Genomic DNA, 25,307 nt, shown 5'->3' with positions numbered 1-25,307 from the left:
GTCCCCAATGACTACCCAACGACTAGTCCGGACCAAGGCAACGCCGATGTTTTGGCAACGACAGCGAAAACCCGCCAGAGCGAGCAAGGTGCCTTGAAACGAGGCGGCATTGATCTTTTGATCATGCCGCCGAAGTTGAAAGGCAGATTGCCGCTCTGGCGGGTTTGCAGCGTCAACTGGTTACGCGGGCTGGTAAGCCCGCGTAACCCTAATAATTGGCTTCGTAGCCGTTGCCGTCGCCGGTGGGCTCTTCGTAGTAGTCCGAATCGCTCGAATCGCTTGAATCATCGGAATCGTCAGAGCTGACCGATGAGGTTGCGGTACCGTTTGCGTAGTCGTCAGACGTGTTGTTGCTGAGGTCGCCGATCGTAGAGCTGGAACCGTCGGAAAGACCCATGGTGTTGGGACCCTTGGGATCCTTGCCGGCATCGACGCGCTCCATCATTTCCTTGAGTTCGTCCTCGTAGACAAAGACGTAGCTCACACCGTCGATCATGGTGCTGTCGTCGGCGTACGAGGGCAGGTTGGCCGAGTAGATACCGTCGACATCCATACCGCGCATGGCATTGACCGTAGCCACGATATCCTGAACGCTCATATCGGTTACGAGCATATCGGACAGCGAATTAACCAGGCCAAAGATCTTCGTGGCATCGAAGTTATTGAGAATCTGGTTGGCAAGGGCGCCAAGCACCTGACGCTGGTGGCGCATGCGCGTGTAATCGCCGTCGGCATAGGTGTAGCGGCAGCGGGCATAGGTAAGGGCGGTGGCACCGTCCATATGCTGCTGGCCAGCGGTAATCTTAATATCCAGGTGCTCGGGGTCGTCAACATCATCGGTTGCGTTAATGTCGATACCGCCAACCGAATCAATCAGCGCCTGCATACCGTCGAAGCTGACCTCGGCATAGTGGGAAATCTGAACACCGCACAGCTCGTTGACCGCCTCGACCATGGCCTCGGCGCCGCCAACGGTATGGCAGGCGTTGATCTTCATGGTCTCGCCCTTGTACTCGACCTTGGTGTCGCGCGGAACGGAAATGAGCGTCGCCTGCTTTTGCGTGGGGTCGATGCGTGCCAGGATAATCGAGTCGGCACGATACGTATCCTCGCCCGGACGGCCGTCGGTGCCAAGAAGCAGCACGTAGAACGGATCCTTTGCCTCATCGGTGTCAACCAGAACCCGACGCAGATTGTCAGTAATGACATTAGAATCGCCGAGCTTGCCCATAATGGTGGCAAACCACAGGCCGGCAGCGGTAGTGGCACTCAACAGCACGCCAAGCACGACAATGAGCGCGACGTGACGAATCGTGTGGCTACGACGACGTTGGCGAGCGCGCTCGGAATAGCGAGCCACGTTATCGCGACTGTAGATCTTGGCCTGCGCACCAGTTGAGGGTCTTCGGGTGGTGGTATCTGCGAGGGGCTTTTTATTAAACATAGGCAACCTGTATTAGTAGATGACGGGATCGGGGACGGTAGCATGCTCGACATGCGCGCCGAGCGCCTGCAGCTTTTCGACAAACTGCTCGTAGCCGCGCTTGATGTGATGGATAGCCGAAACCTCGGTCGTCCCGTCGGCGATCAAGCCCGCTACGACGAGGGCCGCTCCGCCGCGCAGATCGGGCGAGGTAACCTGTGCACCCGAGAAGCCCTTGACGCCATGAATCATGGCATGATGGCTCTCGATACGAATGTCGGCACCCATGCGCACCAGCTCAGAGGCAAACATAAAGCGATTCTCGAAGATGTTTTCGGTAATAACAGAACTGCCGTCGGCAAGGGCGGAGAGCACCATAATCTGCGCCTGCATGTCGGTCGGGAAACCGGGGAACGGAAGCGTCTGGATGTCGACCGGCTTGATACGCTCGGCACGGTTCACATGGACGCCATCCTCGACGCGCTCGCAGTCGATACCCATGAGCTCCATCTTCTTGAGCACCATGCCCAAGTGAATGGGGCAAAAGCCCGTGACATCGACACCGCGATCGTCGGCCATCAACGCACCGGCAACGATAAAGGTACCGGCCTCGATGCGGTCGCCCACCACGCGATGGGTAACGGGATGGAGCTCTTCCACGCCTTCGATAGTCACGACGGGCGTACCGGCGCCAACAATCTTGGCGCCCATCTCGTTGAGCATGTTAGCGAGATCGACGATCTCGGGCTCGCGGGCGGCATTGTCGATAACCGTGGTGCCCTGTGCGCGCACAGAGGCCATGATGAGGTTCTCGGTCGCACCGACGCTGGCAAACTCGAGCGTGACGGTGGTACCGCGCAGACCTTGGGGCGCATTAGCGTTGATGTAACCGTGGGCGGTATCGAACTCAACGCCCAGGGCCTCAAGACCAAGAATGTGCATATCGATCTTGCGAGCACCCAGGTTGCAGCCGCCCGGCATGGCAATTTTGGCGCGATGGAAGCGGCCCAGCAGGGGTCCCATGACGGCGGTGGAAGCGCGCATCTTGGCAACGAGCTCGTAGGGGGCCTCCCATGAATCGACCTGAGAGGTATCAATCTCGAGCGTGTGCTCGTCGAGAACATCGATCGTAGCGCCCATGCCCTTGAGCACCTTGCCCATCACGTGGACATCGGAAATATCGGGCACGTTCTGCAGCGTCGTCTTGCCCGGCGCCAGAAGCGTTGCCGCCATGAGTTTGAGCGCGGAGTTCTTGGCGCCCGAGACGGGCACGGAGCCTCCGATGGCGTGGCCACCCTCAACGCGGATAATATCCAAGGTCTACCCTTTCAAAAAGCATGCCCGGGGTGGCTGGGCCATCCCGGGCATGATGTGTTCGCAAATGGTCGAACGCTAAATCGTTTGACTATTGGGCAAGCTTGAGCTTACACCATGCGATTTCATTATAGAGGTAGGCGCGGCGTGCATCATCCTCCGACAAATTACCCAGCTTCTCTTCAAAACCTTGAATATCAGCTTTAAGCTTGTCGGCATCGACGGTCGCCAAATCGCAAGCGCGCTCGGCGAGAACGGTCACGACATCGTCCGCAACCTGGGCATAGCCGCCGGCCACGGCAAACGTGTGGTCGACAGTGCCCATGGCCTTATCGGAAACGCGAACGTAACCGCGGTCGATCGTGCAAATCTCGCTGGAGTGAGCAGGCAGGACGCCAAACTCGCCATCCGTGGACGGAATCGACACAAACGCAGCGTCGCCCTCATAGGCGCAGCTCACGGGGCACACGATGCGGATACGCATAACCTACTTCTCCCCCATCTTGCGGGCGCGCTCGCGCACGTCCTCAATCGTGGAAGCATAGCGGAAAGCCTGCTCGGGCAGGTCATCGGCCTTGCCGTCGACAATCTCGGCAAAAGAGCGGACGGTATCCTCGACGCGGACGTAGACACCGGGGTTGCCGGTGAACTTCTCGGCGACGTGGAAGGACTGCGAGAGGAACTGCTGAATCTTACGGGCACGGTTGACCGTAAGGCGCTGCTCCTCGGACAGCTCGTCCATACCCAGAATGGCGATGATGTCCTGAAGGTCGGAGTACTCCTGCAGGAGCTCCTGGACCTTGACGGCGACACGGTAGTGCTCCTCGCCAACGATCGAGGGATCGAGAGCGTCGGAGGAAGACGCAAGCGGGTCGATAGCCGGGAACAGGCCGAGCGACGAAATGCTACGCGAAAGAACCGTGGTGGCATCGAGGTGAGTAAACGTCGTGGCAGGCGCCGGGTCGGTCAGGTCGTCTGCGGGGACGTAGACAGCCTGGACGGAGGTAATGGAGCCCGTCTTGGTCGAGGTAATGCGCTCCTGGAGGTCGCCCATCTCGGTTGCCAGCGTGGGCTGGTAACCAACGGCGGACGGCATACGGCCCAGCAGTGCGGAAACCTCGGAACCCGCCTGGGAGAAGCGGAAGATGTTGTCGATGAACAGCAGAACGTCCTGGCCGCGATCGCGGAAGTACTCAGCGGTGGTAAGGCCGGCCAGACCGATGCGCAGACGCGCTCCGGGCGGCTCGTTCATCTGACCATAGACCAAGCAGGTCTTGTCGATAACGCCAGACTCGCTCATCTCGAGATAAAGGTCGGTGCCCTCGCGGGTACGCTCGCCGACGCCGGTGAACACCGAGGTGCCGCCGTGCTCCTGGGCGAGGTTGTTGATGAGCTCCTGAATCAGAACGGTCTTGCCAACGCCGGCGCCGCCGAACAGGCCGGTCTTGCCGCCACGGATGTAGGGCTCGAGCAGGTCGACGGCCTTGATGCCGGTCTCGAAGATCTCGGTCTTGGTGGTGAGCTCGTCAAAGCGGGGCGCTGCATGGTGGATGGGGTAGAACTCCTCCACCTCGGGCATGGGCTTGCCGTCGACGGGCTTGCCCATGACGTTCCAAATGCGACCGAGCGTCTTGGGACCAACGGGCATCTTCATGGGCTCACCGGTATCGGTAGCGATGAGGCCGCGCTGCAGGCCGTCGGTCGAGGACATGGCGACCGTGCGGACGACGCCGCCCGGAAGCTGGCTCTCGACCTCGAGGATCGTGCTCAGATGACCGATCGGGGTCTCGGCCTCGACCGTGAGCGCGTTGTAGATCGGGGGCACCGCGCCGTCAAACTTGACGTCGACGACAGGGCCGATGATTCGCACGATGCGACCATCACCGGCAGTCGTCTTCTTGGTGGCTTCCTCGACCGCAAGCTTTACGGTGTTATTAGCCATTACTGTTCCTCCAATGCTGAGGCTCCGCCGACGATCTCGTTAATCTCGGTCGTGATCGAAGCCTGGCGCACGCGACTATACGTGCGGGTAAGGGTCGAGATGATCGCGGTGGCGTTTTCCGTCGCGGAGTGCATGGCCTTGCGGCGTGCACCCTGCTCGGCAGCCGCCGAATCGATCAGGGCCTGGTAGATGACCGTCAGGATATAAGACGGCACAAGCTTGCCGAGAACATGCTCGGGAGAGGGCACGAACTCGAACGTGGACGAGATGCGCTTAGGGGCGTCGGTCTCGTTCTTACGCGGACCGTGGGCCATAGCGATCATCTCGGGGTCGAGCGGCAACAGATGCTCGACGCGAAGCTCCTGATCCACGCGGTTCTTGGCGTGGTGGTAGACAAGCTCGACACGGTCAAGCTCACCGGCACGATACGCATCGCAGATATGAGAGGAAATCATGCGGGCCTGATTGAAATCGGGCTCAGAGGAGTTGCCCTCAAAGTGCATGACGACGTTTGCGCGGTCACGGAAATACGTGGCCGGCTTACGCCCACACGCGATGATCTCGCACTCGATGCCGTCGTTCGCCCAAGAAGCGGCGAGCTTTTCGGCCGTGCGCTCCACCGTCGTATTGAAACCGCCGGCAAGGCCGCGGTCCGAGGCAATAACGACAATCAGGCCATGCTTGACGCTCTCATGCTTCTGCAGCATGGGATCGGTGCCCGAACAGGAGGCGTCGCCGGCGACCGTCAACATGACGTCGGTCAGCGCCTCCTTATAGGGCTCGGCCTGCTTGGAGCGATCGAGGGCACGACGGATCTTGGCCGTAGAGACCATCTCCATCGTGCGCGTGATCTGCTTGGTCGTGGTAACCGAGGAGATTCGCTTCTTAATGTCGCGAAGGTTGGCCATGGGGCTTAGTTCTCCTCTGATCCAGAAACATCCGAATGGTGCTTGGCCATGAACTGCTGCTTGAAGTCGCCGATGACGCGCAAGAGCTCAGCCTTGGTGTCATCATCGATCTTCTTGGCGCGAACCTTGTCGAGCAGCGAGCCAAAGCCATTGTCCATGTACTCGATGAGCTCGGCACGGAAAGGCAGCACGTCGGCGATCTCCAGGTCATCCAGGAAGCCCTCGTTGCCAGCGAACAGCGTAACGATCTGCTCGCCAACCTCAAACGGCTTGTAGCGCGGCTGCTTCAGGAGCTCGGTCATGCGAGCGCCATGGGTAAGCTGCTTCTGAGTAGCCTCGTCGAGGTCGGAGCCGAACTGCGTAAAGCCGGCGAGCTCCTGGTACGAAGCGAGGTCCAGACGGAGGTTGCCGGCGACCTGCTTCATGGCCTTGGTCTGCGCATCGCCACCGACGCGGGACACGGAGATGCCCACGTCGACTGCCGGGCGCTGACCCTGGAAGAAGAGCTCGGACTGTAGGTAGATCTGACCATCGGTAATGGAAATGACGTTGGTCGGAATGTAGGCCGAGACGTCGCCGTCCTGGGTCTCGATGATCGGCAGTGCCGTCATGGAGCCGTAACCGTTCTTCTTGGACATCTTGACGGCACGCTCGAGCAGACGAGAGTGCAGGTAGAAGATGTCGCCAGGATAGGCCTCGCGTCCGGGCGGACGATGCAGCGTCAGCGACATCTGACGGTAGGCCACAGCCTGCTTGGACAGGTCGTCGTAGATGACGAGCACGTGGCCGCCGGGGTTGGTCTCGCTGGCGGGCTTGCCGTCCTCGCCGTTGTACATGAAGAACTCGCCGATAGCGGCACCGGCCATAGGCGCGATGTACTGCATAGGGGCGGAATCGGCAGCGGTGGCCGAAACGATGATGGTGTAGTCGAGCGCACCGTGCTGAGCGAGGGTCTCGCGGATGTTGGCAACCGTGGAGGCCTTCTGGCCGATGGCGACATAGATGCAGACCATGCCCTTGCCGCGCTGGTTGAGGATAGCGTCGATGGCGATGGCGGTCTTACCGGTCTTACGGTCGCCGATAATGAGCTCACGCTGACCGCGGCCAATAGGCACCATGGAGTCGATAGCGAGCAGACCGGTCTGAACCGGCTCGCACACCGGGGTACGATCGATGACGCCGGGAGCCTTGAACTCGATGGGGCGACGGTGCGTGGCGACGATGTCGCCCAGGCCGTCGATGGGCTGGCCGAGCGGATTGACGACGCGGCCGAGCATGGCACGGCTCACGGGGATATCCATAATGCGGCCAGTGGTGCGGCACTCGTCGCCTTCCTTGATGGAGTCGACGGCACCAAACAGAACGGCGCCGACCTCGTCACGGTCAAGGTTCTGGGCAAGGCCGAAGACGGTCTCACCGGTATCGGAGCTCTTGAACTCCAGAAGCTCGCCTGCCATGGCGCTCTTGAGGCCGGAGACGCGCGCGATGCCGTCGCCTACCTCGTCGACCGTTGAAACCTCATGCGTATCGACCGTCGCGGAGAGGCTCGTGAGCTGCTCCTGCAGTTTCTTGGCGATATCCTGGGCATTGAGGGTTTCGGACATTAGGCTTCACCTCCGTACGAATTAGCAGAGTTTGCGAGGGTCTCCTGCGCGATGCGCAGCTGCGTCTTGACGGAAATATCACGACGCTCGCCGCGGGCCTCGAGCACCAGGCCGCCCACGATAGACGGGTCGACCTGCTCGATAAGGAATACCTTGCGGCCGAAGTCCTGCTCGCATTTCTTAGTGATGGTTTGACGCAGCTCGTCGTCGAGCGGGATCGCCGTGGTGACGGTCACGCCCACTACATCCTCGTCTTCCTCGGCAACATACTTAAAGGCAGCTGCCACCTTGGGAAGAAGGTCGAGCTGGTCGCGCTTGGACATGGTGTCGAGCACGGCGATGATCTCGGGGCTGGCAGAAGCCAAGCGCTCGATCATCTCGAGGTCCTCGAACACATGGTTCTCGGCCTTAGCGGCTTCCAGAAGGGAGCGCGCGTAGGTCTCGAGCACCTTGTCCTGATAGCGGCTAGTCGGCATTCAGGCTACCTGCTTCCTGGATGTAGCGCTCGATGAGCTTCTTCTGCTCGGTCTCGTCCTCGAGTGCCTCGCCCACGATCTTGGTGGCGACGGCAACGGACAGGTCGGCGATGGAGCTCGCGGCACCGGCGTAAATGGACTTGCGCTCGTCCTCGACGGTCGTATGGGCCTTGGCGATGATCTCCTCGGCCTCCTTGTGAGCAGCCTCGATGATACGGGCGCGCTCGGACTCGGCGTCCTTACGGGCCTCGAGAACGATGTCGGCAGCCTGACGACGGGCGTCGGTGACGATCGAGTCGGACTCAGCGCGCTTGGCGATAGCCTCCTGCTTGGTCTTCTCGGCCTCGTCGAGGCTCTCCTCGATCTTCTTGCCGCGCTCCTCCATGGTTTTCATGATGCCCGGCAGGGCGACCTTGGCCAGCACGATCCAGATAATCAGGAAGGCGATAAGCGCCGGGATGAACTCCGCCATCTTAGGGATGAGGATGTCCGCACCGGCAGCGCCGTCCTCGGCGAACGCGGAAACCGGCATGAGCAGCGCGGCCGCGGACGCGGAGAGTGCGATCGCGCTCTTCTGGGATGAAAGATTCATACTTGACGCTCCGTGCTATTTAACGATCAGCGCGACAACGAAGCCGATCAGAGCCAGAGCCTCGCCGAAGGCGGAGCCCATGATGAAGACGGTGAACACGCGGCCCTGGACCTCAGGCTGACGGGCCATAGCACCCGTAGCACCCAGAGCAGACAGGCCGATAGCAAGACCAGCGCCGATAACACCGAGACCGTAACCGATAACTCCCACGATTCCTCCTTTGTCGTGCGTGTCTTATTTCACGCAGGATAACCTTTTTATAACTGCCGGGCTCCATGGGTACGGGCACCGGCGGTTTAACGAATTGCCTTACCTTTAAGGCGCGAACGGAAGACTACTCCTCCTCTGCGACCTCCTCCGCCTCGGAGACATACACGGCGGTAAGGACCGTGAAGACGTAAGCCTGGATAGCGCCGACCACAAGCTCGATCGCATAGATCAGGATGAGGATGGCAAGCCAGGCTAGCGAAGGCAGGGCGCCGACGGCGTGGGCCGCGGAAACCTGCTGAAGCAGCGGCTGCATGAACATGCTCGCCATGATGGCGAACGAGCCCATGACCACGTGTCCTGCGAACATGTTGCAGAACAGACGGACGGCAAGCGTGATGAGGCGCAGGAAGGTCGAGAAAAGCTCGACGACCCACACGAGCACGTTCATCGGGAAGCTCACGCCCTGCGGGGCGAGGCTCTTGATGTAGCCGATCACGCCGTGAGCCTTGCATCCGTAGTAGATGAAGTACACGAAGGCGAAAATGGCGAGTGCGGCGGTGGAGCCGATTGCACCGGTGCCGGGCTTCATTCCCGGGATCAGGCCGATCATGTTATTGATCAGGATGAACAGGAAAAGCGAGCACAGGAACGGGAAGTGCTTCTTCCAGTTCTCACCCACGACGCCCTTGCCGATATCGTTCTCGACGTACTCGATGATGTACTCGAAACCGTTGACGAAGAAGCCCTTGGGAACCAGGGTCTGCTTCTTCTTGAACACGGCCAGGACGATCAGGAGCACGATCGTGGAGACGATCAGCCAAAACGAGTACTGCGTGATGCCGCAGCTCAGATCGCCCACGACAGGGGTGGAGCTGAACTCGCTGACCAGATGATTAATCTCATCAGGCAGCTTTTCAAAAATTTCCACGACTTACCTTTCGACCTCATGAGGATCTCGCAGCGCCTTGACGACACGAACCGTGCAGGCAGCCATAAAGGCCACGAAGCCGATCGCCTCGCCCAGGAGGAACATGCGAAATGCCTCTCCGAACAACACGAACACAACCAAGGTAAAGACGAGTAGGGCGATTGCCGAGACCGCCAGACTCACCATGCCCTTGAGCATGTCCGCATTCTGCTTATCGTCAAGAACCGGCTTGAGTGTAAAAACAAAGGGAAGAAAGGCGACCGCGCCCGCGATGACGCCTGCAACGATAGCGAGCAGATCGGCTATCTGAAACACTGGCGTCCTCACTTTCCCTCTTTAACGCTTCCCAGAACAGTTCCCGCCAAACATTGGTGACTATTGTACGAGCCAATCGCTAAAGTACAACCGAAAAAGCATCGGTTAATACGCACCTGTTCGTTTTCTTAAGACCTTCTTTATGCCGCAGGTAGGTAATACGTTTTTCTCGAACCCTGCAGGGCAAAACGTCCGTTAACGGGAGTGCGCGCGGTCGCCTTTTGTTCGTCCGCGCGCACCGTTTCTTCGTATTTGCAGCCGCGGCCGTCTTAGCCCGACGACTAGAGCGTGCCGTAGATGCGGTCGCCGGCGTCGCCCAGGCCGGGAACGATGTAGGCAGCCTCGTTGAGATGGTCGTCGATGGCGCAGGTATAGATATGCACATCGGGATCCTTCTCGGTCAGCGACTTGAGGCCCTCGGGGGCCGCGACGATGCACAGCATGCGGATGTCCTTGACACCGCGCTCGCGCAGGTAGCTGATGGCCATCTCGGCCGAACCGCCCGTGGCAAGCATGGGGTCGACGACCAGGCAGATGCGCTGGTCGATATCCTTGGGCATCTTGCAGTAATACTCGTGCGGCTCGTGGGTGACCTCGTCGCGTTCCATGCCGATGTGGCCCACGCGAGCGGAGGGCACCAGGTCGAGGATGCCGTCGACCATGCCAAGGCCCGCACGCAGGATGGGCACGATGGCGAGTTTCTTGCCGGCAAGCTGTTTGAACGTGGCGGTAGTGATGGGGGTCTCGACCTCGACGTCTTCCATAGGCAGGTCGCGCATGGCCTCGTAGCCGTCAAAAAGCGCGAGTTCGCGCACGAGCTGACGGAACTGGTTGGTGCCGGTGTTTTTGTCGCGCAGGATCGACAGCTTGTGCTGGACGAGCGGGTGATCGACAAGCGTCACACGGGACGCATCGTAGGTGACGGTCATGGATTGATTGCCCCTTTCGTTGCGGCCGCAAAACGGCCTTGCTGACAAGGTGTGCAGCAATGTTGCCGCCGCACGCCATGCATTAGTTTAGCGGTTTGTTGTATCGAGCAGCCCATCGCAGCCCTACTGTGAGGTGTTGAGCGAGCGCCTGACTGCATCACGCCAGCCCGCAAGGTTTTGCTCGCGGCGCTCGGCGGACATGTGGGGAAGGAAGGTCCTAACGATCTGGGCATTTTGCTCCAGCTCTTCCAGGTCTTCCCAATAGCCGACGGCAAGACCCGCCAAGTACGCGGCACCGATTGCCGTGGTCTCCACCGTCTCGCATTGCAGCACGGGGATATCCAGCAGGTCGGCCTGGAATTGCATGATGAACTCGTTGCGCGAGGCACCGCCATCGACAGACAGGCGCTCAATCGAAAGCCCCACGTCCTGCTCCATGGCGCGCAGCACGTCGTAGCTCTGATATGCCATGGATTCGCAGGCGGCACGTACGATGGTCGCACGGCTCGAGGCGCCGGTCAGACCGCACACGATACCGCGAGCATGCGGGTCCCACCAGGGAGCACCCAAACCCGCAAAGGCCGGAACGAAGTAGCAGCCCTCGTTGTCGCTAATCGAAGCGGCGAGTTGTGCCGACTCGCTCACGCTCGAGATGATGCCCATGTTGTTGCGAAGCCAGTTCATCGTTGAGCCGGCGGCAAAAATAGAGCCCTCGAGCGCATAGCTGACTTTGCCGTCCGCAGCGATACCGATGGTGGAGACCAGGCCATTCTTGGATTCGACGATCTCGTCGCCGGTGTTCATGAGCATAAAGCAACCCGTGCCATAGGTGTTTTTGGTCTGGCCGGGACGGAAACAGCAGTGGCCGAACAGCGACGCCTGTTGGTCACCCGCCACGCCCATGATGGGCGGCATGTTGGTCATGATGTCGCTCGCGACGCGGCCGTAGTCGCCCGAGCTCCAGCGAACCTCGGGCATCATGGAACGTGGAACGTCAAAGAGTGCCAGCAGGTCGTCGTCCCAATCGAGCGTATGGATATTAAAGAGTGCCGTGCGGCTGGCATTGGTGTAGTCGGTGGCAAAGACCTGGCCGCCGGTGAGGTTGTAGATGAGCCAGGTGTCGATGGTGCCAAACATGAGGTCGCCCGCCGCCGCGCTTTCGCGTGCGCCGTCGACGTTGTCGAGAATCCACTGCACCTTGGAGGCCGAGAAATACGGGTCGAGCGTGAGTCCCGTGCGGGAGCGCACCAGCCCTTCTGCGCCCTGCTCGACAAGCTCGTCGATCAGAGGTGCGGTACGGCGGCACTGCCATACGATAGCGTTATAGATCGGCTGACCGCTCACGCGATCCCAGACCACCGTGGTCTCGCGCTGGTTGGAGATGCCGATGGCAGCAATGCGGTCGGAGTGGATACCGCTCTTAAACTGGACTTCCATCATGACGGCGATCTGGCTAGCAAGGACCGCCATGGGGTCTTGCTCCACCCAGCCGGGACGCGGGAAGCTGGTTTTGACGCTGCGACGTGCCTGCGCGACGATGCATCCGTACTCGTCGACGATGGTCGCAAGTACCGAGGTGGTGCCGCAGTCGAGCGCCATGATGTAGGAACCGCCAAAGTCAAACGAGGCATCTTCCATGCCCAGGCTGCCCAGATTCAACGACATCGCTTAACCCTTTCTATTGCATCGGGTCGGACAGGACCCGTTCGATCTCTGATGCGGGAAGTGCGCCTTGGCGCAGGAGCTGGAGCTCGCCGTGCTGAAACGACACGATGGTCGAGGCGTCGCGACACGGGGTCTCACCGGCGTCGACGGCAACATCGACCCCCTCCAGGATGCGACCCTCCACCGTGATAAAACTTGCCGGCGCGGGCGCGCCATGCGTGTTGGCGCTGGTGCAGGCAAGGGGGCTGCCACAGGCGCGAATGAGCGCCTGCACCACGGGCGAGGCCGAAGCGCGAAGTGCCACCGTGTCGTCGGCAGCGCGCATAAAGGTCGGCACGCAGGGGGCTGCCTTGACCACGATAGTCAGGGCTCCCGGCCAGCATCGTCGCGCGAGTATGCGGGCATCTTCCGGGATATCCACGCCATAGCGGTCGAGTGCTTCGACGCCATCGACCAGCCAAGCGACGGTTTGCGTGAGTTCACGTTGCTTGAGAGTGAAGATACGGCGATAGCCGGTGCCGAGCGCAGGAACTGCGGCGCCATTGACGGCAGCCTGCGGATCGCGCGGCCACGATGGGAATTCGCTTGTATCTTGGGGCACGGCGTCCGAGAAGGCGTTGACTGCCACGGCGACACCGTAGACGGTCTCGGTCGGGATCAAAGCCAGGCCGCCGCGGCCGAGCACCTCGGCCGTGCGCTCGACGGCAAGCCGATGCGGCTCGCGCGTTCCCTCGTATACCCGATAGACCGTCTGCATGTGTATGCCAGCCCCTTACGCTCTGGTGCAAGTTTGTTTACTGTGGGGCATTCTCGCACGAAACGTTCAACCTATTTGCCCAGAGCGCATGTTGGTTTGGTGAGCGGCTCTAGTAGTCGGTGAAAGTGAGGGGGTTATTGGACGGCTACGAACTTCTTTGGCCTGCCGGCGTGGCGTTCTTGGGCGGCGTAGCGCTCGATGCTGTCTATCGTTATCATCCGACGGCCGTCGACGAGTTCAACATCGAGCTTTCCGGCTTTGACCAGCGCGGTAATCCGCGGAGCGGAGACTTTGAGGTCCAGCGCTGCGTCTTTAAATGTTCGGCACGCCGCTTCCCGAGCGTCCTCGTGGTCGATTTCGACTGAAAGGGCCACGACCTCGGCCGAGCGTTCGTACCCTGCCGGAGTCAAACCGTTGTTGAGGTCGTCGGCCAAAAACGCCATCAGTGCCTCGGTAGCATGGGCAATCGCTTCTTCGCGCGTATCGCCATCGGCAAAGGCGCCGGGAATCTGCGGGAAGCTAGCGCAGTAACCGTCGTCTTCTTTTATGAGAACGCAGTCATAGGTAAATCGCTGCCTCATTTTGCCTCCAACTACCATCCAGCTTGGCGACGAATACTTGCCCACGTGCCCTTCTTTGGTCGATCACCACCAGAGCCGTTCACGGTGACAACACGGTCACCAGAAACATACTTAGCATGACTACCGACTTGCGCGACCTTCACGAATCCATCGTGCTTGAGTAGGGCAATGATTTCCCGAAAGGTAGGAGGTTGCATGGGCCGACCTCTTTCAGCCGTCCTAATTATAAACTAATTTATAATTTTTGCTAACCAGTTAATAAATATTACTGGCGCTGCTTGGGCTCGGTGACGATGGCTCGGACGATGCGGGGGCGATCGGTAAGGTCATGGACGATACGCACGTCCGAAAGGCCTGCCTGGCGACAGAGCTCGGCCGCGGCATCGAGGGTACCCTCGTAGAGCTCGCAGGCAAACAGGCCGCCGGCGCGCAGCATGTAAGGCGCCGCGTTGAGCAGGCGGCGGAAGATATCGAGGCCGTCGGCGCCGCCCTCGAGCGCCAGGTCGGGCTCAAAGTCCTTGACCTCGTGCGGCAGCGAGCGCATGACGTCGGTCGGGATGTAAGGTGGGTTGGAGACGAGCACATCAAAGGTGCCCCACTCTTCGCGGGGAATGGAACTCACCAGGTTGGTGAGGCTAAAGGCAACCTCATCTGCCGTGAGGCCGAGGGTGTCGCGGTTTTTGGTGGCCAGATCGATGGCGCGCGACTCGATATCGGTGGCGGTGCAGGTAACGTGGCCGCGGCGCTCCCAGGCAAGGGAGAGCGAAATGCAGCCCGTGCCGCAGCCGACCTCGAGAACGCGGGCAGTGCGGGGCTCGGCTGGGGCAGGCGCAGCGGCATCCTGAGCTGAAACCGTCTCCTGGTCGGCACCCTCGATGGCGACGCCGTATTCGTCGAGCTCGGACTCGGCGGCTTCCGCGGCTTCGGCTTCTGCTGCCTGCGCGGCGGCTTCCTCGGCCTCGCGATCGGCCAGTTCCTCGGCATAGGCACGGCTGCCCAGTACGTCGCCGCCTAGCGCCGCCTCATCGGCAGCCGTCAGATTAGCGGCACGGCGCTCGGCAGTCGCCCGTTCGTCTGCCAGCGCGGCCTCGGCCTTGCGTGCCTCCTCGACCTCATCGTTCCAAGGCAGCTCAACACGCTGACGGGCAGCAGCCTCGGGGCTCAGCACCTCGGCATCCAGATAATTGAGGACTTCCTCGACGAGCATCTCGGTTTCGGGGCGCGGAATGAGCACACCGGGAGCGCACGCGACGTCAATCATGCGAAACTGCGTGCTGCCGGTGATGTACTGCAGCGGCTCGCCTTTGGCGCGACGAACGACGGCCGCATGCATGGTCTCGAGCTGGGCCGCGTTAAGCGTCTCGTCCATACGCATATATAGGTCAATGCGCGCCAGGCCCGTGGCGGCGCACAGCAGCCACTCGGCGGAAAGACGGGGATGCTCCTCACCGCGCTCGGCCAGGTACTCCTTGGTCCACTCGAGACAACGCTTGATGGTCCAGATCTCGTTTGCCATGGGGCCCTCCCCTCTTAAGCGCCGGGCGGCGCGCGAATGTCGGAGCAGATTGTAAGCGAGGCCAGCGCTTGGCAAGGGACGATTGAAGGCGATTATCGAGAATCAGCCCAGAATTTTGCTTGGAGCCTGCCTAGAGTGTTCATTCGTCGACGTCTAAATCTGCATCCGTCAAGCTTTTGGCAAGGTTGCCCCAAAACTGACCAATATCTAACCAAGAACTTGCCAAATCACTTGACGCGCGACCCATCAAAAATCGCCCCGCGACTTCTTGGACAATTTTTCGAGCAATATTTTCGATAGCAGATATATGCCGTCAATTACCTTAAGCAGGTAAGCAGCTCAAATGCCATAACAGCCGACTGAATAACATCTCAAAGCAATGTCCCCAATGACTCCCTACGGATCATTTGACAACCAAGGAAACGCCGATGTTTTGGCAATGCCAGCGAGCGACGTCCAGAGCGAACAAGTTGGCATGAAAAAGGCAAGGCATAGACCTTCTGGTCATGCCTTGCCTTTTGAATGACAAATTGTCGCTCTGGACGGCGCGCAGCGTCGGCTGGTCCGCCGTTCGGTAGAACGGCGGAACTTAGACTGCCTGTGCCAGCTTCTCGGCACGCTCGGCGGCGGCGAGCGCCTCGATGACGGTGCCGAGCTGGTCGCCCAGGAGGACGCCATTGTAGGTGGAGTTGAAACCGATGCGGTGATCGGTCACGCGGTCCTGGGGCTGGTTGTAGGTACGGATCTTCTCGGAACGGTTGCCGTGGCCGATCTGGCTCTGGCGCTCGGCACCGAGCTCTGCCTGCTGCTTCTCGAGCTCCATCTCGTACAGACGGGCGCGCAGCATCTGCATGCAGACTTCGCGGTTCTGGATCTGGGAGCGCTGTTCCTGCGACTGCACCACGGTGTTGGTGGGCAGGTGGGTGATGCGCACGGCGGAGTAGGTGGTGTTAACGCACTGACCGCCAGGGCCGGAGGCACAGTAGGTATCGATGCGCAGGTCGGACTGGTTGATCTGAACGTCGATCTCCTCGGCCTCGGGAAGCACGGCGACGGTTGCCGTGGAGGTCTGGATGCGACCCTGGGACTCGGTCTTGGGAACGCGCTGGACGCGGTGCACGCCGGACTCGAACTTCATGACGGAGTAGACGCGGTCGCCCTCGACCTTGAACTCGATGGACTTAAAGCCGCCGGCCTCGCTGGGGCTGGAGTCGAGCACGGTGGTCTTCCAGCCGCGCGACTCGCAGAAGCGCTGATACATCTTGTACAGGTCGCCGGCGAAGATGGCCGCCTCGTCGCCACCGGCGGCGGAGCGAATCTCGACGATGGTGTTCTTGTCGTCGTTGGGGTCGCTCGGGATGAGCATGTACTTGATGTCTTCCTCGAGCTGGGGAAGCTTGGCCTCGTTTTCGGAGATGTCCATCTGGAGCATCTCCTTCTCATCGGCATCGGTAGTATCGTGGAGCATTTCCTTGGCAGCCTCGATGTCATCGAGCGCGCCGATGTACTCGCGCGAGGCAGCGATGAGGTCGGACTGGTGCGCGTACTCCTTGTTGAGACGCGTGAACTCCTTGATATCGGAGGCGACGGCTGGGTCGGAAAGCTTCTTCTCGAGCTCCTCGTAGGCCTTGATGATCTTTTCGAGCTTGTCGCGCATGACGGACTCCTTTTATATGCGTGAAGGTGAAAATCGGCAGAATTGATGGGGCGCGGGGCGCCGCTGCGGGGGTAAAGCCCGGCTAGAACATGTCGATCTTCAGATACATGCGCATCCCTTCGCGTATGGGGGTACATAGTTGCGGTCTAACCCATACATGATAGCGTGCGCAGGCAAACCTGCATACAACCCGCACGGAATCCGACAAAGGGAGAGTCCCTTTGTCGGATTCTAGAGCGTATGGAGCAGGGCGATGAGGAAGCGAACACCCTGGAGGTAGGCGCGGCGGGTGATGCGCTCGTTGGTGCCGTGGACGCCGCGGTCGCACTCGTCATCGTCGACCACAAACGCCGAAAAACGAATGCATTCGGAGCAAATGTGCTGGTAGTTGGCAGCGTCGGTCGCGCCGATCACGGTCGAGGGGACAATCGCCAACGGCTCGGATGATCCGTTTTCCTCCGTCCCCTTTGGATCGCAGAAATAGCGGGCGGCGATGGAGCGAACCGCCTCGAGGCCGGGACCACCGATGCGCGGGGACGGCGAGGGCTCGGAGCTGCCGGGGCCCAGCTCCACTTCGACACGACCGGCAAGGTCCGCCCCGGCAACCGCCTCACGGCAGCGCGCCACAACGTCGGCCACGCTCGTGCCCTCGAGCATGCGGAAGTTAATGTTGGCCCACATATCCTGCGGCATCACGTTGGCGCCGGCGCTGCCTCCCTCGATCTGCGTGGGCGCGCAGGTGGTCGTCACCAGCGGATAGAGCTTCTTGCTGGCGAGGCAATCGCGGACAATGGCGCCCCCGTTGGCGGCAATCTCATCCGCCGTGTAGAGCCCCAGCTCGACAAGCTGCGCGGCAAGCAGATCGGTCACGCGCGTCGGCCACTCGATATCGCAGATTGCGGCGATGGCACGGCTGAGCACCTCGAGCGACGTGCCGCCGTAGGGGTTAGACGAATGCCCGCCCGCGCTCTTCGTCTTGAGCACGATATCGGCATAGCCCTTTTCGGCCAGGTCGGCATGCATAAGCCAGCCCTCGCCCGCGCCGTACTCGGCAGCCGGAACGATGCGGTAGTCGCCCTCGTCGATCAGGAACTCGAGCTCAACACCGCGCTCCTCGAGCACGCGGCCGATAGCTCCAGCGCCGTACTGCGTGGTTTCCTCGTCCTGGCCAAAGGCGAGCAACAGCGAACGCTTGTGCTCCCAACCGTGCGCCAATGCATACTCAACCGCCTCGAGAATGCCTGCGACCTGATCCTTCATGTCGATAGCGCCGCGGCCCCAAATGTAGGTGTCGTCCACGTGCCCGCTAAAGGGGGCGTGCGTCCAGTCGGCCTCGGTACCCGGCACCACGGGGACCACGTCCATGTGGCCCATGAGCATAACGGGATTGAGAGCAGGGTCGGAGCCGACAAGCGTCACCAACAGCGAGTGGTCGATAAGCTCGACCTCGCCCGCCGCAAACACGCGCGGCCAGGCCTGCTGCATATAGGCGCGCAGGTCGTCGAAGGGCTGCCAGTCCACCGCCTCGGCATCCATGCTCGAAATGGTCGGAAACGACAGCACGCGGCCCAAGCGCTCGCACGCGCTGACTTCGTCTATATCGGCAAAATCGTCCTCATGCGCAAAGAAGCGCCAAACCTCGGCCATGACATCCTTTCGATTGTGACGACAAAGGCCGCCCCACGGGAGCGGCCCTGCAACGTAAGCGTTTGCGGTCGGTTATTTGTCCTCGAGATAGCGAGAGAGGAACTCACGAGTGCGCTGGTGTTTGGGGTTGCCGAAGAGCTCGGCCGGCGCGGCATCCTCGAGCACCACGCCCTTGTCCATAAAGACCACGCGGTCGGACACCGTGCGGGCAAAGGCCATCTCGTGCGTGACGACGACCATGGTCATGCCGTCGGCGGCGAGCTTGCGCATGACCTCGAGCACCTCGCCCACGATCTCGGGGTCGAGCGCGGAGGTCGGCTCGTCGAACAGCATGATCTGCGGATTCATACATAGGGCACGAGCGATGGCCACGCGCTGTTTTTGACCACCGGACAGGCGGCCAACGGCGGCGTGCGCGAACTTTTCGAGTCCCACGCTCGTCAGATGCTCCATCGCGACCTTCTCGGCCTCGGCCTTGCTCATCTTTTTGAGCGTGACGGGCGCGAGCGTGCAGTTGTCGAGCACATCCATGTTGTTGAACAGGTTAAAGCCCTGGAACACCATGCCGATGTCCTCGCGCAATTTGTTGATGTTGCAGCGCTCGGCCGTGAGGTCCTGGCCGTGGAACCAGATGTGGCCCGCGTCCGGGGTCTCGAGCAGGTTGAGGCAGCGCAGGAAGGTCGATTTGCCCGAGCCCGAGGCGCCGATGATGGTGACAACCTCACCGGAATTGACGGACAGGTCGATGCCCTTGAGTACCTCGAATGAGCCAAAGCTCTTGCGCAGGCCCTCGACGCGGATAAGCGGCTCTTGGTTTTGCACGGCTGCCGCAGTGCCGGTAGTGGCGGTATCTGCCATGATGATTCTCCTCGTCTTGCGCCTAGTTGGAGCTGGGCAGCGTGGCAGGGGCCTCGGCGCCCAGCTTTTTGCCAAAGGCTTCGAGCAGGCGGCTCGCCACGAGTGTCAGGATCAGGTAGACCACGAGCGCCACGCAGTAGACCTCCATCTGGCGGTAGTACACGCCGGCGACCGTGGTAGTAGCGTACATAAGGTCGAACACGCCGATGACCGAGAGCACCGACGAGTCCTTAATGTTGATGATGAGCTCGTTGGTGAGCGCCGGAATCGCGTTTTTAATGCCTTGGGGGAACACGACTTTGCGCATGGCCTGCCACTGCGACAGGCCCAGCGAGCGCGCTGCCTCGGCCTGGCCGGGATCGATGGACTCGATGCCGCCGCGCAGGACCTCCATCATGTAGGCGGTGGAGTTGAGCGAGATGGTGACGAGGCCGGCGGTGAAGGTACTCCAGATCTGGTTGGCCTGAGCGGTCTCGAAGCCCATGCCGCGCAAAACGGTAAAGCCCGCGTAATAGATGAGCAGGCCCTGGACCATCATGGGCGTGCCGCGCACGATGGTGGAGTAGATGGTCGCAAAGCCGCGGCCGATACTCTTAAAGAAGCGCACCAGGTCGTTGTCCACGCGGTCAAAGGTCTGAATACGCAGGAACACAAAGAGCAGCGCCAGGAAGAATGCGATGACGGTACCGAAGGTCGCAAGCGCGATGGTGATCTCGATACCGCGGATAAAGAAATCGCCACTCTTGTAGGTCATGTAGACCAGGCTCGACAAAAAGTCGCTGGGGTTGGAATCCGAGACAATGCTCACCTGCACCAGGTCGATAAACGACATGACGCAGCGGTCGATAAAGAAGATCGCCGCGATAGCGACCACAACATAGCTACCCAGGCGCGCGCCGCGGCGGAAACGCTCGGATGCGAACGGCGACTTTTCGCGATAGTCACTCCAGTGCATAAGCTTGGTGACAAGCGCCGCTGCCGACACGACAATCCAGGCCCAAAGAATCGCCCAAAGGCAATCCTGGAAGATACCGGTGGGGGCTAAGAAGCTCAGCGGTGTGGGGTTGCGCTGGCTAAACGCCAGGCCGAGCGCCGCGATGACGCTCGTGCCCAGGTATACATAACGGTGGTCGGCCTTGATAAAGGAGGCCAGACGGTTGATGGCTTTCATGCTGCCTCCCTATGCCGGCTGACGGTCGAGGCACGCGTCCCACATTTGGTCGCGCTCCTCTTGGCTAATGCCCTTGAGTGTCTTGTCGATGAGCTTAAGCAGTTTGTCCGAGCCCTTGCGGCAACCGACATTTGCCGTGACCTCCTGCTTAAAGCCCTCGCCCTCGGCAAAGTGGATGGGGACGATACCGGGATTTTGGGCCATATAGCCCTTTTCGTTCTCAGTGTTGTAGGTCACGGCGTCGCACGTGCCCTGCAGCAGATTCGAGAACACCGTGGGGACCGAATCGACCGGGTTCTTGTGCACAACGCCCGGAATCTCGTCGATGACGGTATCGAGCATGGTGTCCTTTTGGCCGAGCACCGTGGCACCGCTGAAGTCGCTGAGCTTGGTGGCGTTTTGGTAGGGCGAGCCCTCTTTTACGAACAGGCCAAAGTAGCCAATGAAGTACGGGTCGGAAAAGCCGACGGACTCCTCGCGCTCGGGCGTGGCGCTCATGCCGGCGATGATGAGGTCAATCTGGCCGTTGTTGAGCGAGTCGATAAGGCCCGAGAAGCTCTGCTTGACGGCAACGGGCTCGCCGCCGAGAGCCTTGCAGACGATCTTGGCGATCTGCACGTCGTAGCCATCGGCATAGGCGCCCTGCACGTTGTCGATGGGGATCGTGAACTCGCTGGCCTCGGAAACCTGCCAGTTGTACGGGGCGTAGGCCGCCTCCATGCCGATGCGGATCTTATCCTTGCCGATCACAGAATCGGACAGGTCGTCGCGACCGCCGCCCGTCGTGGACTGAACTACTTCCAGCGTGGAGGGACGCTGGCAGCCGGCAAGTGCGCCGGCGACGACAGAAGCGCTCGCAGCGAGAGCGCTACCCAAAAAGATGCGACGGCTGCATACCGGCTGTGGATGCGCGTCGCGTTGATGGGGAGAATGCATAATCTGCCTTCCCTGTTGAATCGTATGCTGACGACTTAACAGGATATACGCCAGCGACCAGCAGCGCAGCACAAGCTCGAAAAATTAATAGACACACGGTAGTCATTGGGAGCGTCGATGTTTTGGCAATGCCAGCGGGCGCCACCCAGAGCGAACAAGTTAGCATGAAAAAGGCAAGGCATAGACCTTCTGGTCATGCCTTGCCTTTTGAATGACAAATTGTCGCTCTGGGTGGCGCGCAGCGTCGACCGGTCCGTCGTTCGTTAGAACGGCGGAACCTCTAGAGCAGGGTAACGCTAAAGCTGCGAACGTCCGTCTCACCCGGTGCCAAGGTAATGGTGTTGACCTTGTGCTCAAAGACGTCGTCCTCGGTGTCCATGGTGGTGTGGCCGGTCCAGGGCTCGAGCGCCACAAACGGGGCGTCGTTGGCGGCAGACCACACGCCGATGTACTTAAAGCCCTCAAAGTCGATCTTGACGCCGTGGCCCGACTTGCGGCCGCGCAGCGTGAGCGTGGAACCCGGGACATCGGTGAACATGATGGCATCGTTATCGAAGCTGCGGTGCGTGATGGGCAGCACGTCCGAGTTATCGGGAGCCTTGTAGCTGCCCTCGAACGTCATAAGACCGTCGGGCGTGATGATGGGGGCCTCGTTAGTCCAAGCCTCGGTAAACGCCAGCTCGTAATCCTCGAACGCCTCGTCTTCGGCACCGGGGGCGGGCACGTTGAATGCAGGATGACCGCCCACCGAGAACGGCAGGGCCACGTCGCCGGTGTTGGTGACGGCAAAGGTCTGCGTGAGCGTGGCGTCGCCGGTCAGGGCATAGGTCATGTTGAGCTTAAAGTGGAACGGGAACGCCTTGAGCAACTCGGGCGTGTCAGTGATCTCGTACGTTACCGAGGAGCCATCCTCCGAAACCTCGACCAACTTGTGCTCGACGATGCGAGCGAGTCCATGGCGCGGCATCTCGCAGGTGCCGGCCGCAGATGTCGCCATGTTGTTGCGCAGCGATCCCACGATGGGGAACAGGATAGGCGCATGCTTGCCCCAAAAGGCCGGGTCGCCCTGCCACAGATACTCGTTGCCGTTGAGGGCAAGGCTCGTGAGCTGGGCGCCCATGGAATCGATGGCCGCGGTGAGGCCGCCGCGCTTGATGGTAGTGACGGTGGACATGCTACTTCCTCCAATAGTAAACAACGGTGTCGAGGGCTATTGTCCCACTCTTGGCGGCGGGGTTGAGCGACAGGTGCAGTTATTGAGCAATAGCGTAAAGGTCAAACCCGCCCTGCGGCGTGCTATCGACCGTATCGGGCGCCTGTGAATTAAAACTCACCGGAACCATGCGCTTTGAGGCACGGTAACGCGTGCCGTCGGTGGCGACGGGCGGCTCATCGACCGTGAGCTCGTAGTCGCCGGGCTTGAGCTCGATGCCGTCACCTTCGGAATTGACGTATTGGTACTCGTCGATCGCTTGCCCCTTGAGCGTGCGACCCACGATATGGACGAGCATCTGGCTGTCGCCGCGCGCGGTGTCCCACGTCGCGCCGTCCTTGACCTCGACCGATACATGCACCGAGCGCGTGCGGCTGAGCGATTGTTCGACGGACATCTCGACCTTGGCGGCGTCTTGGCGCTGCTGCTCGACATGACCCCAGATGCTGCCGATCGCCGAGCAAGCGATGACGCCGGCCATAAAGGCGATGAGAATGGGGCCGAGCGGAGAGCGACGGCCCGCGTCTTCCTCGCGAGCCAGGTTGGGGCGATGGGTGGGGGCGGGCGCCTGGGCACCCTGCACGGGCACGTCGAGTATGCTGAAGGATGCCGTGCTGCCGGGGTCGATGGTATGGCGCGGCTGTGGGGTCTTTGCCGGCGAGATCGACATATCAGCCGGCTCGCCGAGCGTGGCCGTGGCATCGGCCTTCGCCTCGTCGGCCTCGGCCTGGGCCCAAGCCTGTTCAAAGGTTAGGGGTTCGGCGGCATCGGAGGCGGCTTCAGGCTCGACACCGGCATCGTTGCCGGTCTCGTCCTCGTCGCTCGACACGTCACACGGCGCGGGCTCGTCCCACTCTTCGTCCGGAGCCTCGCCCTCGCTATACCACCATTCAAAGTTATCGATATCCATACGGGGCGCCCCTTAAGCCTCGCAAATAAACACTTGCTAGCCTTATACCCCCAGATGACACGGGAGCTCGCCGGCACAGACAGGAAAAGCGTCACAACATTCGACGCTTTTCCTCGTTTTCGAGATTTTCATCGAATGTTGTGATGGTTTGGGCGGCAGCCATGCCGCGAATGTGACAAAGGGACTGTCCCTTTGTCACATCTGGAGGGTAACGGGGATTTGGATGCAGCAGAAGTCCTCTTGGTGGGACTCGTCGTAGCTCGTGGTATCGAGGTAGCAAAAGTCGAAGGCGTTGCCGATAGGCTGGAGCGCGTGCTCGTCCATGCAGGCAACGATGGCGCGGATGCCCTCGGGCTCGTATGGCATGCCCCAGCGGCTCATGCACAGATATGTGCCCTCGGGCAGCACCTCGATGCCAATCTCTGCCAGCTCGGCGGGATCGCTCGGCAGCAGCTCCTCGGCACCGCGCGGCAGCACGGCAAAGGAGCCGGCGCCGGCAATAGGGTCGTCGGAATGCAGCGCCTCGCGACGCAGCATGGCACCCCAGCCGCGCATAGGGCGCGTGCCCGTCAACGCACGCATGCGCAGGATGGCCCGCATGAGCGTGGGATGGAGCATCGAGCGGCCGCGCTCGATATCGCCCGGAAACTCCTCAAAGACCACGTAGCGGCGCTCGAATTGCTTGAGCTCCGGCCTACCCTCGCGCTCGCGCCAGTAAACCGCCTCGTCGTAAAAGCTCAGACGCTCCTGCACGCTCGAACGCTCGGCTTTGAGCCCGGCAATCTGCTCATCGAGCGCCTGCACCCGCGAGCGCAGGTGATCGGTCATCTCTCCGATGTCGAACGTCGAGGTCAGGCGGTCAATCTCGTCGAGTTCGAGCCCTAGGTCGCGCAGCATGCAGATCAGACGCATGAGCGGGATCTGCGTGGGCGAATAGAAACGGTAGCCTTTTTCGTTAACCACGGCGGGCTTAAACAGGCCGATCTTGTCGTAGTAGATGAGCGTTTGGCGCGAAACGTTAAACAGGCTCGCCATCTCGCCAATCGCATACATGCCCGTCTGCATAGGTCCTCCCGACACACCAAAGCCCGCCGCCCACAGGGGCAGCGGGCTCAAACACTACTCGTATCCTACCCTAAAGACGCCTATGACCAGCGCTTATAGTTTGCACATGACACGCCGACGGCCTCGAGCGCCTTGGCGGCGATGTGATGCACCGCGTCATCGAGCGTGGCGGGGCCGTTGTAAAACGTGAGCATAGGCGGCATGAGCATGATGCCGGGCACGCGCGCCAGGCGCGCCATGTTATCGACGTGAATGGCGCTGAAGGGCGTCTCGCGCACCATGAGCACCAGGCGGCGCTGCTCTTTCATCTGCACGTCGGCCGCACGCAGCAGCAGGTTTTCGCTGTAGCCGCTTGCGATGCCGGCGAGCGTCTTCATGGAGCACGGGGCCACGATCATGCCGTCGACCGGATAGGTGCCGCTTGCGATGGCGGCGCCGATGTTCTTGTTGTCGTAGACCACATCGGCATGCGCGGCAAACTCGTCGAGCGTCATGCCGAGCTCCTGCTCGATGGTGATCTCTCCCCCACGCGTGACGACAAGCGCCGACTCGGCACCGGCCTGACGCAGGCACTTGAGACACTCGAGACCCAGCGCAGCGCCGCTGGCGCCAGACACGCCAACGACAATGCGACGGGGACGGACAGAAGACTCAGGCATGACAACTCCTTGACTACTTGATAGGGCTACG

Annotated in this window: 26 protein-coding genes; all 26 read right to left on the bottom strand. The window is 60.9% G+C overall.

The window, feature by feature from the left end:
• Positions 1 to 208: 208 nt before the first annotated feature.
• On the bottom strand, positions 209 to 1,444 hold the full coding sequence (locus DW180_RS04335; protein ID WP_117736598.1) for an LCP family protein: 1,236 nt from the start codon (positions 1,442 to 1,444) through the stop codon (positions 209 to 211).
• A gap of 12 nt (positions 1,445 to 1,456) precedes the next feature.
• Positions 1,457 to 2,740, bottom strand: a complete 1,284-nt coding sequence (gene murA / locus DW180_RS04330) for a UDP-N-acetylglucosamine 1-carboxyvinyltransferase (RefSeq protein WP_035138796.1) — start codon at positions 2,738 to 2,740, stop codon at positions 1,457 to 1,459.
• Between the two features lie 88 nt (positions 2,741 to 2,828).
• Positions 2,829 to 3,221 carry an ATP synthase F1 subunit epsilon gene (atpC, locus tag DW180_RS04325; protein WP_006235718.1) on the bottom strand — a complete coding sequence of 131 codons (393 nt, stop codon included), beginning with the start codon at positions 3,219 to 3,221 and terminating at the stop codon, positions 2,829 to 2,831.
• Positions 3,222 to 3,224: 3 nt separating this feature from the next.
• Complete coding sequence (gene atpD, locus DW180_RS04320; RefSeq protein ID WP_055286334.1) at positions 3,225 to 4,679, bottom strand: F0F1 ATP synthase subunit beta; 1,455 nt, start codon at positions 4,677 to 4,679, stop codon at positions 3,225 to 3,227.
• The gene (gene atpG / locus DW180_RS04315; protein WP_006235716.1) at positions 4,679 to 5,587 is read right to left on the bottom strand and encodes an ATP synthase F1 subunit gamma; all 909 of its coding nucleotides are present in this window, start codon (positions 5,585 to 5,587) and stop codon (positions 4,679 to 4,681) included. The genes atpD and atpG overlap by 1 nt, the downstream gene beginning before the upstream one ends.
• Positions 5,588 to 5,592: 5 nt before the next feature.
• Positions 5,593 to 7,191, bottom strand: coding sequence for a F0F1 ATP synthase subunit alpha (atpA, locus tag DW180_RS04310; protein WP_035138794.1), 1,599 nt, complete (start codon positions 7,189 to 7,191; stop codon positions 5,593 to 5,595).
• Positions 7,191 to 7,667, bottom strand: coding sequence for a FoF1 ATP synthase subunit delta (locus DW180_RS04305; protein WP_006235713.1), 477 nt, complete (start codon positions 7,665 to 7,667; stop codon positions 7,191 to 7,193). The genes atpA and DW180_RS04305 overlap by 1 nt, the downstream gene beginning before the upstream one ends.
• A complete protein-coding gene (gene atpF / locus DW180_RS04300; protein ID WP_117716380.1) occupies positions 7,657 to 8,259 on the bottom strand; it encodes a F0F1 ATP synthase subunit B in 603 nt (200 codons plus the stop codon). The genes DW180_RS04305 and atpF overlap by 11 nt, the downstream gene beginning before the upstream one ends.
• A 15-nt stretch (positions 8,260 to 8,274) precedes the next feature.
• On the bottom strand, positions 8,275 to 8,469 hold the full coding sequence (locus DW180_RS04295; RefSeq protein ID WP_022094262.1) for an ATP synthase subunit C: 195 nt from the start codon (positions 8,467 to 8,469) through the stop codon (positions 8,275 to 8,277).
• Between the two features lie 124 nt (positions 8,470 to 8,593).
• Positions 8,594 to 9,397 carry a F0F1 ATP synthase subunit A gene (gene atpB / locus DW180_RS04290; RefSeq protein ID WP_022094263.1) on the bottom strand — a complete coding sequence of 268 codons (804 nt, stop codon included), beginning with the start codon at positions 9,395 to 9,397 and terminating at the stop codon, positions 8,594 to 8,596.
• A 3-nt stretch (positions 9,398 to 9,400) separates the two neighbouring features.
• Positions 9,401 to 9,712 (bottom strand): hypothetical protein, encoded by a 312-nt coding sequence (locus DW180_RS04285; protein ID WP_117803918.1) that lies wholly within the window; start codon positions 9,710 to 9,712, stop codon positions 9,401 to 9,403.
• Between the two features lie 281 nt (positions 9,713 to 9,993).
• Positions 9,994 to 10,641 (bottom strand): uracil phosphoribosyltransferase, encoded by a 648-nt coding sequence (gene upp / locus DW180_RS04280; protein WP_040359658.1) that lies wholly within the window; start codon positions 10,639 to 10,641, stop codon positions 9,994 to 9,996.
• A gap of 123 nt (positions 10,642 to 10,764) precedes the next feature.
• Positions 10,765 to 12,306, bottom strand: a complete 1,542-nt coding sequence (gene glpK, locus DW180_RS04275; RefSeq protein WP_117806683.1) for a glycerol kinase GlpK — start codon at positions 12,304 to 12,306, stop codon at positions 10,765 to 10,767.
• A 13-nt stretch (positions 12,307 to 12,319) separates the two neighbouring features.
• Positions 12,320 to 13,063: an L-threonylcarbamoyladenylate synthase gene (locus DW180_RS04270; protein ID WP_118237612.1), complete on the bottom strand. Its 744-nt coding sequence runs from the start codon at positions 13,061 to 13,063 to the stop codon at positions 12,320 to 12,322.
• A gap of 134 nt (positions 13,064 to 13,197) precedes the next feature.
• A complete protein-coding gene (locus DW180_RS04265) occupies positions 13,198 to 13,689 on the bottom strand; it encodes a type II toxin-antitoxin system HicB family antitoxin (RefSeq protein WP_128620077.1) in 492 nt (163 codons plus the stop codon).
• A complete protein-coding gene (locus DW180_RS10640; RefSeq protein ID WP_089573106.1) occupies positions 13,656 to 13,841 on the bottom strand; it encodes a type II toxin-antitoxin system HicA family toxin in 186 nt (61 codons plus the stop codon). Before DW180_RS10640 ends, DW180_RS04265 begins: the two co-directional genes overlap by 34 nt.
• Before the next feature lie 68 nt (positions 13,842 to 13,909).
• Positions 13,910 to 15,160 (bottom strand): HemK/PrmC family methyltransferase, encoded by a 1,251-nt coding sequence (locus DW180_RS04255; RefSeq protein ID WP_117637673.1) that lies wholly within the window; start codon positions 15,158 to 15,160, stop codon positions 13,910 to 13,912.
• 589 nt (positions 15,161 to 15,749) lie between these two features.
• Positions 15,750 to 16,817, bottom strand: a complete 1,068-nt coding sequence (gene prfA, locus DW180_RS04250; protein WP_055252487.1) for a peptide chain release factor 1 — start codon at positions 16,815 to 16,817, stop codon at positions 15,750 to 15,752.
• Between the two features lie 231 nt (positions 16,818 to 17,048).
• Complete coding sequence (locus DW180_RS04245) at positions 17,049 to 18,464, bottom strand: M20/M25/M40 family metallo-hydrolase (RefSeq protein WP_089573109.1); 1,416 nt, start codon at positions 18,462 to 18,464, stop codon at positions 17,049 to 17,051.
• Positions 18,465 to 18,536: 72 nt separating this feature from the next.
• Positions 18,537 to 19,322, bottom strand: coding sequence for an amino acid ABC transporter ATP-binding protein (locus DW180_RS04240; RefSeq protein WP_118237610.1), 786 nt, complete (start codon positions 19,320 to 19,322; stop codon positions 18,537 to 18,539).
• 22 nt (positions 19,323 to 19,344) lie between these two features.
• Complete coding sequence (locus tag DW180_RS04235) at positions 19,345 to 20,493, bottom strand: amino acid ABC transporter permease (RefSeq protein WP_089573111.1); 1,149 nt, start codon at positions 20,491 to 20,493, stop codon at positions 19,345 to 19,347.
• Between the two features lie 9 nt (positions 20,494 to 20,502).
• Complete coding sequence (locus DW180_RS04230; RefSeq protein WP_117637677.1) at positions 20,503 to 21,429, bottom strand: transporter substrate-binding domain-containing protein; 927 nt, start codon at positions 21,427 to 21,429, stop codon at positions 20,503 to 20,505.
• Between the two features lie 280 nt (positions 21,430 to 21,709).
• Entirely contained in the window at positions 21,710 to 22,603 is an 894-nt protein-coding gene (locus DW180_RS04225) for an aldose 1-epimerase family protein (protein WP_117797584.1), read from the bottom strand.
• 79 nt (positions 22,604 to 22,682) lie between these two features.
• Positions 22,683 to 23,552: a hypothetical protein gene (locus DW180_RS04220; protein ID WP_118237608.1), complete on the bottom strand. Its 870-nt coding sequence runs from the start codon at positions 23,550 to 23,552 to the stop codon at positions 22,683 to 22,685.
• A 195-nt stretch (positions 23,553 to 23,747) separates the two neighbouring features.
• Entirely contained in the window at positions 23,748 to 24,617 is an 870-nt protein-coding gene (locus DW180_RS10340; protein ID WP_199569878.1) for a MerR family transcriptional regulator, read from the bottom strand.
• An 80-nt stretch (positions 24,618 to 24,697) separates the two neighbouring features.
• Positions 24,698 to 25,276 carry a UbiX family flavin prenyltransferase gene (locus DW180_RS04210; RefSeq protein WP_117855190.1) on the bottom strand — a complete coding sequence of 193 codons (579 nt, stop codon included), beginning with the start codon at positions 25,274 to 25,276 and terminating at the stop codon, positions 24,698 to 24,700.
• Positions 25,277 to 25,307 lie beyond the last annotated feature (31 nt).

The sequence above is a fragment of the Collinsella sp. AM16-21 genome (assembly GCF_003471905.1).
In the GTDB taxonomy this organism is placed as follows: Bacteria; Actinomycetota; Coriobacteriia; order Coriobacteriales; family Coriobacteriaceae; genus Collinsella.
Note: the sequence above shows the minus strand (reverse complement) of the source record. Positions and strands in the feature narration are given on the sequence as shown.

What these genes read in the sequence shown, in the direction of transcription:
- upp (WP_040359658.1), bottom strand. Translation starts at nt 10,641, where the DNA reads ATGACCGTCACCTACGATGCGTCCCGTGTGACGCTTGTCGATCACCCG.
- DW180_RS04255 (WP_117637673.1), bottom strand. Translation starts at nt 15,160, where the DNA reads ATGGCAAACGAGATCTGGACCATCAAGCGTTGTCTCGAGTGGACCAAG.
- DW180_RS04335 (WP_117736598.1), bottom strand. Translation starts at nt 1,444, where the DNA reads ATGTTTAATAAAAAGCCCCTCGCAGATACCACCACCCGAAGACCCTCA.
- DW180_RS04235 (WP_089573111.1), bottom strand. Translation starts at nt 20,493, where the DNA reads ATGAAAGCCATCAACCGTCTGGCCTCCTTTATCAAGGCCGACCACCGT.
- DW180_RS10640 (WP_089573106.1), bottom strand. Translation starts at nt 13,841, where the DNA reads ATGCAACCTCCTACCTTTCGGGAAATCATTGCCCTACTCAAGCACGAT.
- DW180_RS04230 (WP_117637677.1), bottom strand. Translation starts at nt 21,429, where the DNA reads ATGCATTCTCCCCATCAACGCGACGCGCATCCACAGCCGGTATGCAGC.
- DW180_RS04225 (WP_117797584.1), bottom strand. Translation starts at nt 22,603, where the DNA reads ATGTCCACCGTCACTACCATCAAGCGCGGCGGCCTCACCGCGGCCATC.
- DW180_RS04245 (WP_089573109.1), bottom strand. Translation starts at nt 18,464, where the DNA reads ATGGCCGAGGTTTGGCGCTTCTTTGCGCATGAGGACGATTTTGCCGAT.
- DW180_RS04270 (WP_118237612.1), bottom strand. Translation starts at nt 13,063, where the DNA reads ATGCAGACGGTCTATCGGGTATACGAGGGAACGCGCGAGCCGCATCGG.
- DW180_RS04220 (WP_118237608.1), bottom strand. Translation starts at nt 23,552, where the DNA reads ATGGATATCGATAACTTTGAATGGTGGTATAGCGAGGGCGAGGCTCCG.
- atpA (WP_035138794.1), bottom strand. Translation starts at nt 7,191, where the DNA reads ATGTCCGAAACCCTCAATGCCCAGGATATCGCCAAGAAACTGCAGGAG.
- atpD (WP_055286334.1), bottom strand. Translation starts at nt 4,679, where the DNA reads ATGGCTAATAACACCGTAAAGCTTGCGGTCGAGGAAGCCACCAAGAAG.
- DW180_RS04210 (WP_117855190.1), bottom strand. Translation starts at nt 25,276, where the DNA reads ATGCCTGAGTCTTCTGTCCGTCCCCGTCGCATTGTCGTTGGCGTGTCT.
- glpK (WP_117806683.1), bottom strand. Translation starts at nt 12,306, where the DNA reads ATGTCGTTGAATCTGGGCAGCCTGGGCATGGAAGATGCCTCGTTTGAC.
- prfA (WP_055252487.1), bottom strand. Translation starts at nt 16,817, where the DNA reads ATGCGCGACAAGCTCGAAAAGATCATCAAGGCCTACGAGGAGCTCGAG.
- DW180_RS04240 (WP_118237610.1), bottom strand. Translation starts at nt 19,322, where the DNA reads ATGGCAGATACCGCCACTACCGGCACTGCGGCAGCCGTGCAAAACCAA.
- atpC (WP_006235718.1), bottom strand. Translation starts at nt 3,221, where the DNA reads ATGCGTATCCGCATCGTGTGCCCCGTGAGCTGCGCCTATGAGGGCGAC.
- atpF (WP_117716380.1), bottom strand. Translation starts at nt 8,259, where the DNA reads ATGAATCTTTCATCCCAGAAGAGCGCGATCGCACTCTCCGCGTCCGCG.
- DW180_RS04305 (WP_006235713.1), bottom strand. Translation starts at nt 7,667, where the DNA reads ATGCCGACTAGCCGCTATCAGGACAAGGTGCTCGAGACCTACGCGCGC.
- DW180_RS10340 (WP_199569878.1), bottom strand. Translation starts at nt 24,617, where the DNA reads ATGCAGACGGGCATGTATGCGATTGGCGAGATGGCGAGCCTGTTTAAC.
- atpG (WP_006235716.1), bottom strand. Translation starts at nt 5,587, where the DNA reads ATGGCCAACCTTCGCGACATTAAGAAGCGAATCTCCTCGGTTACCACG.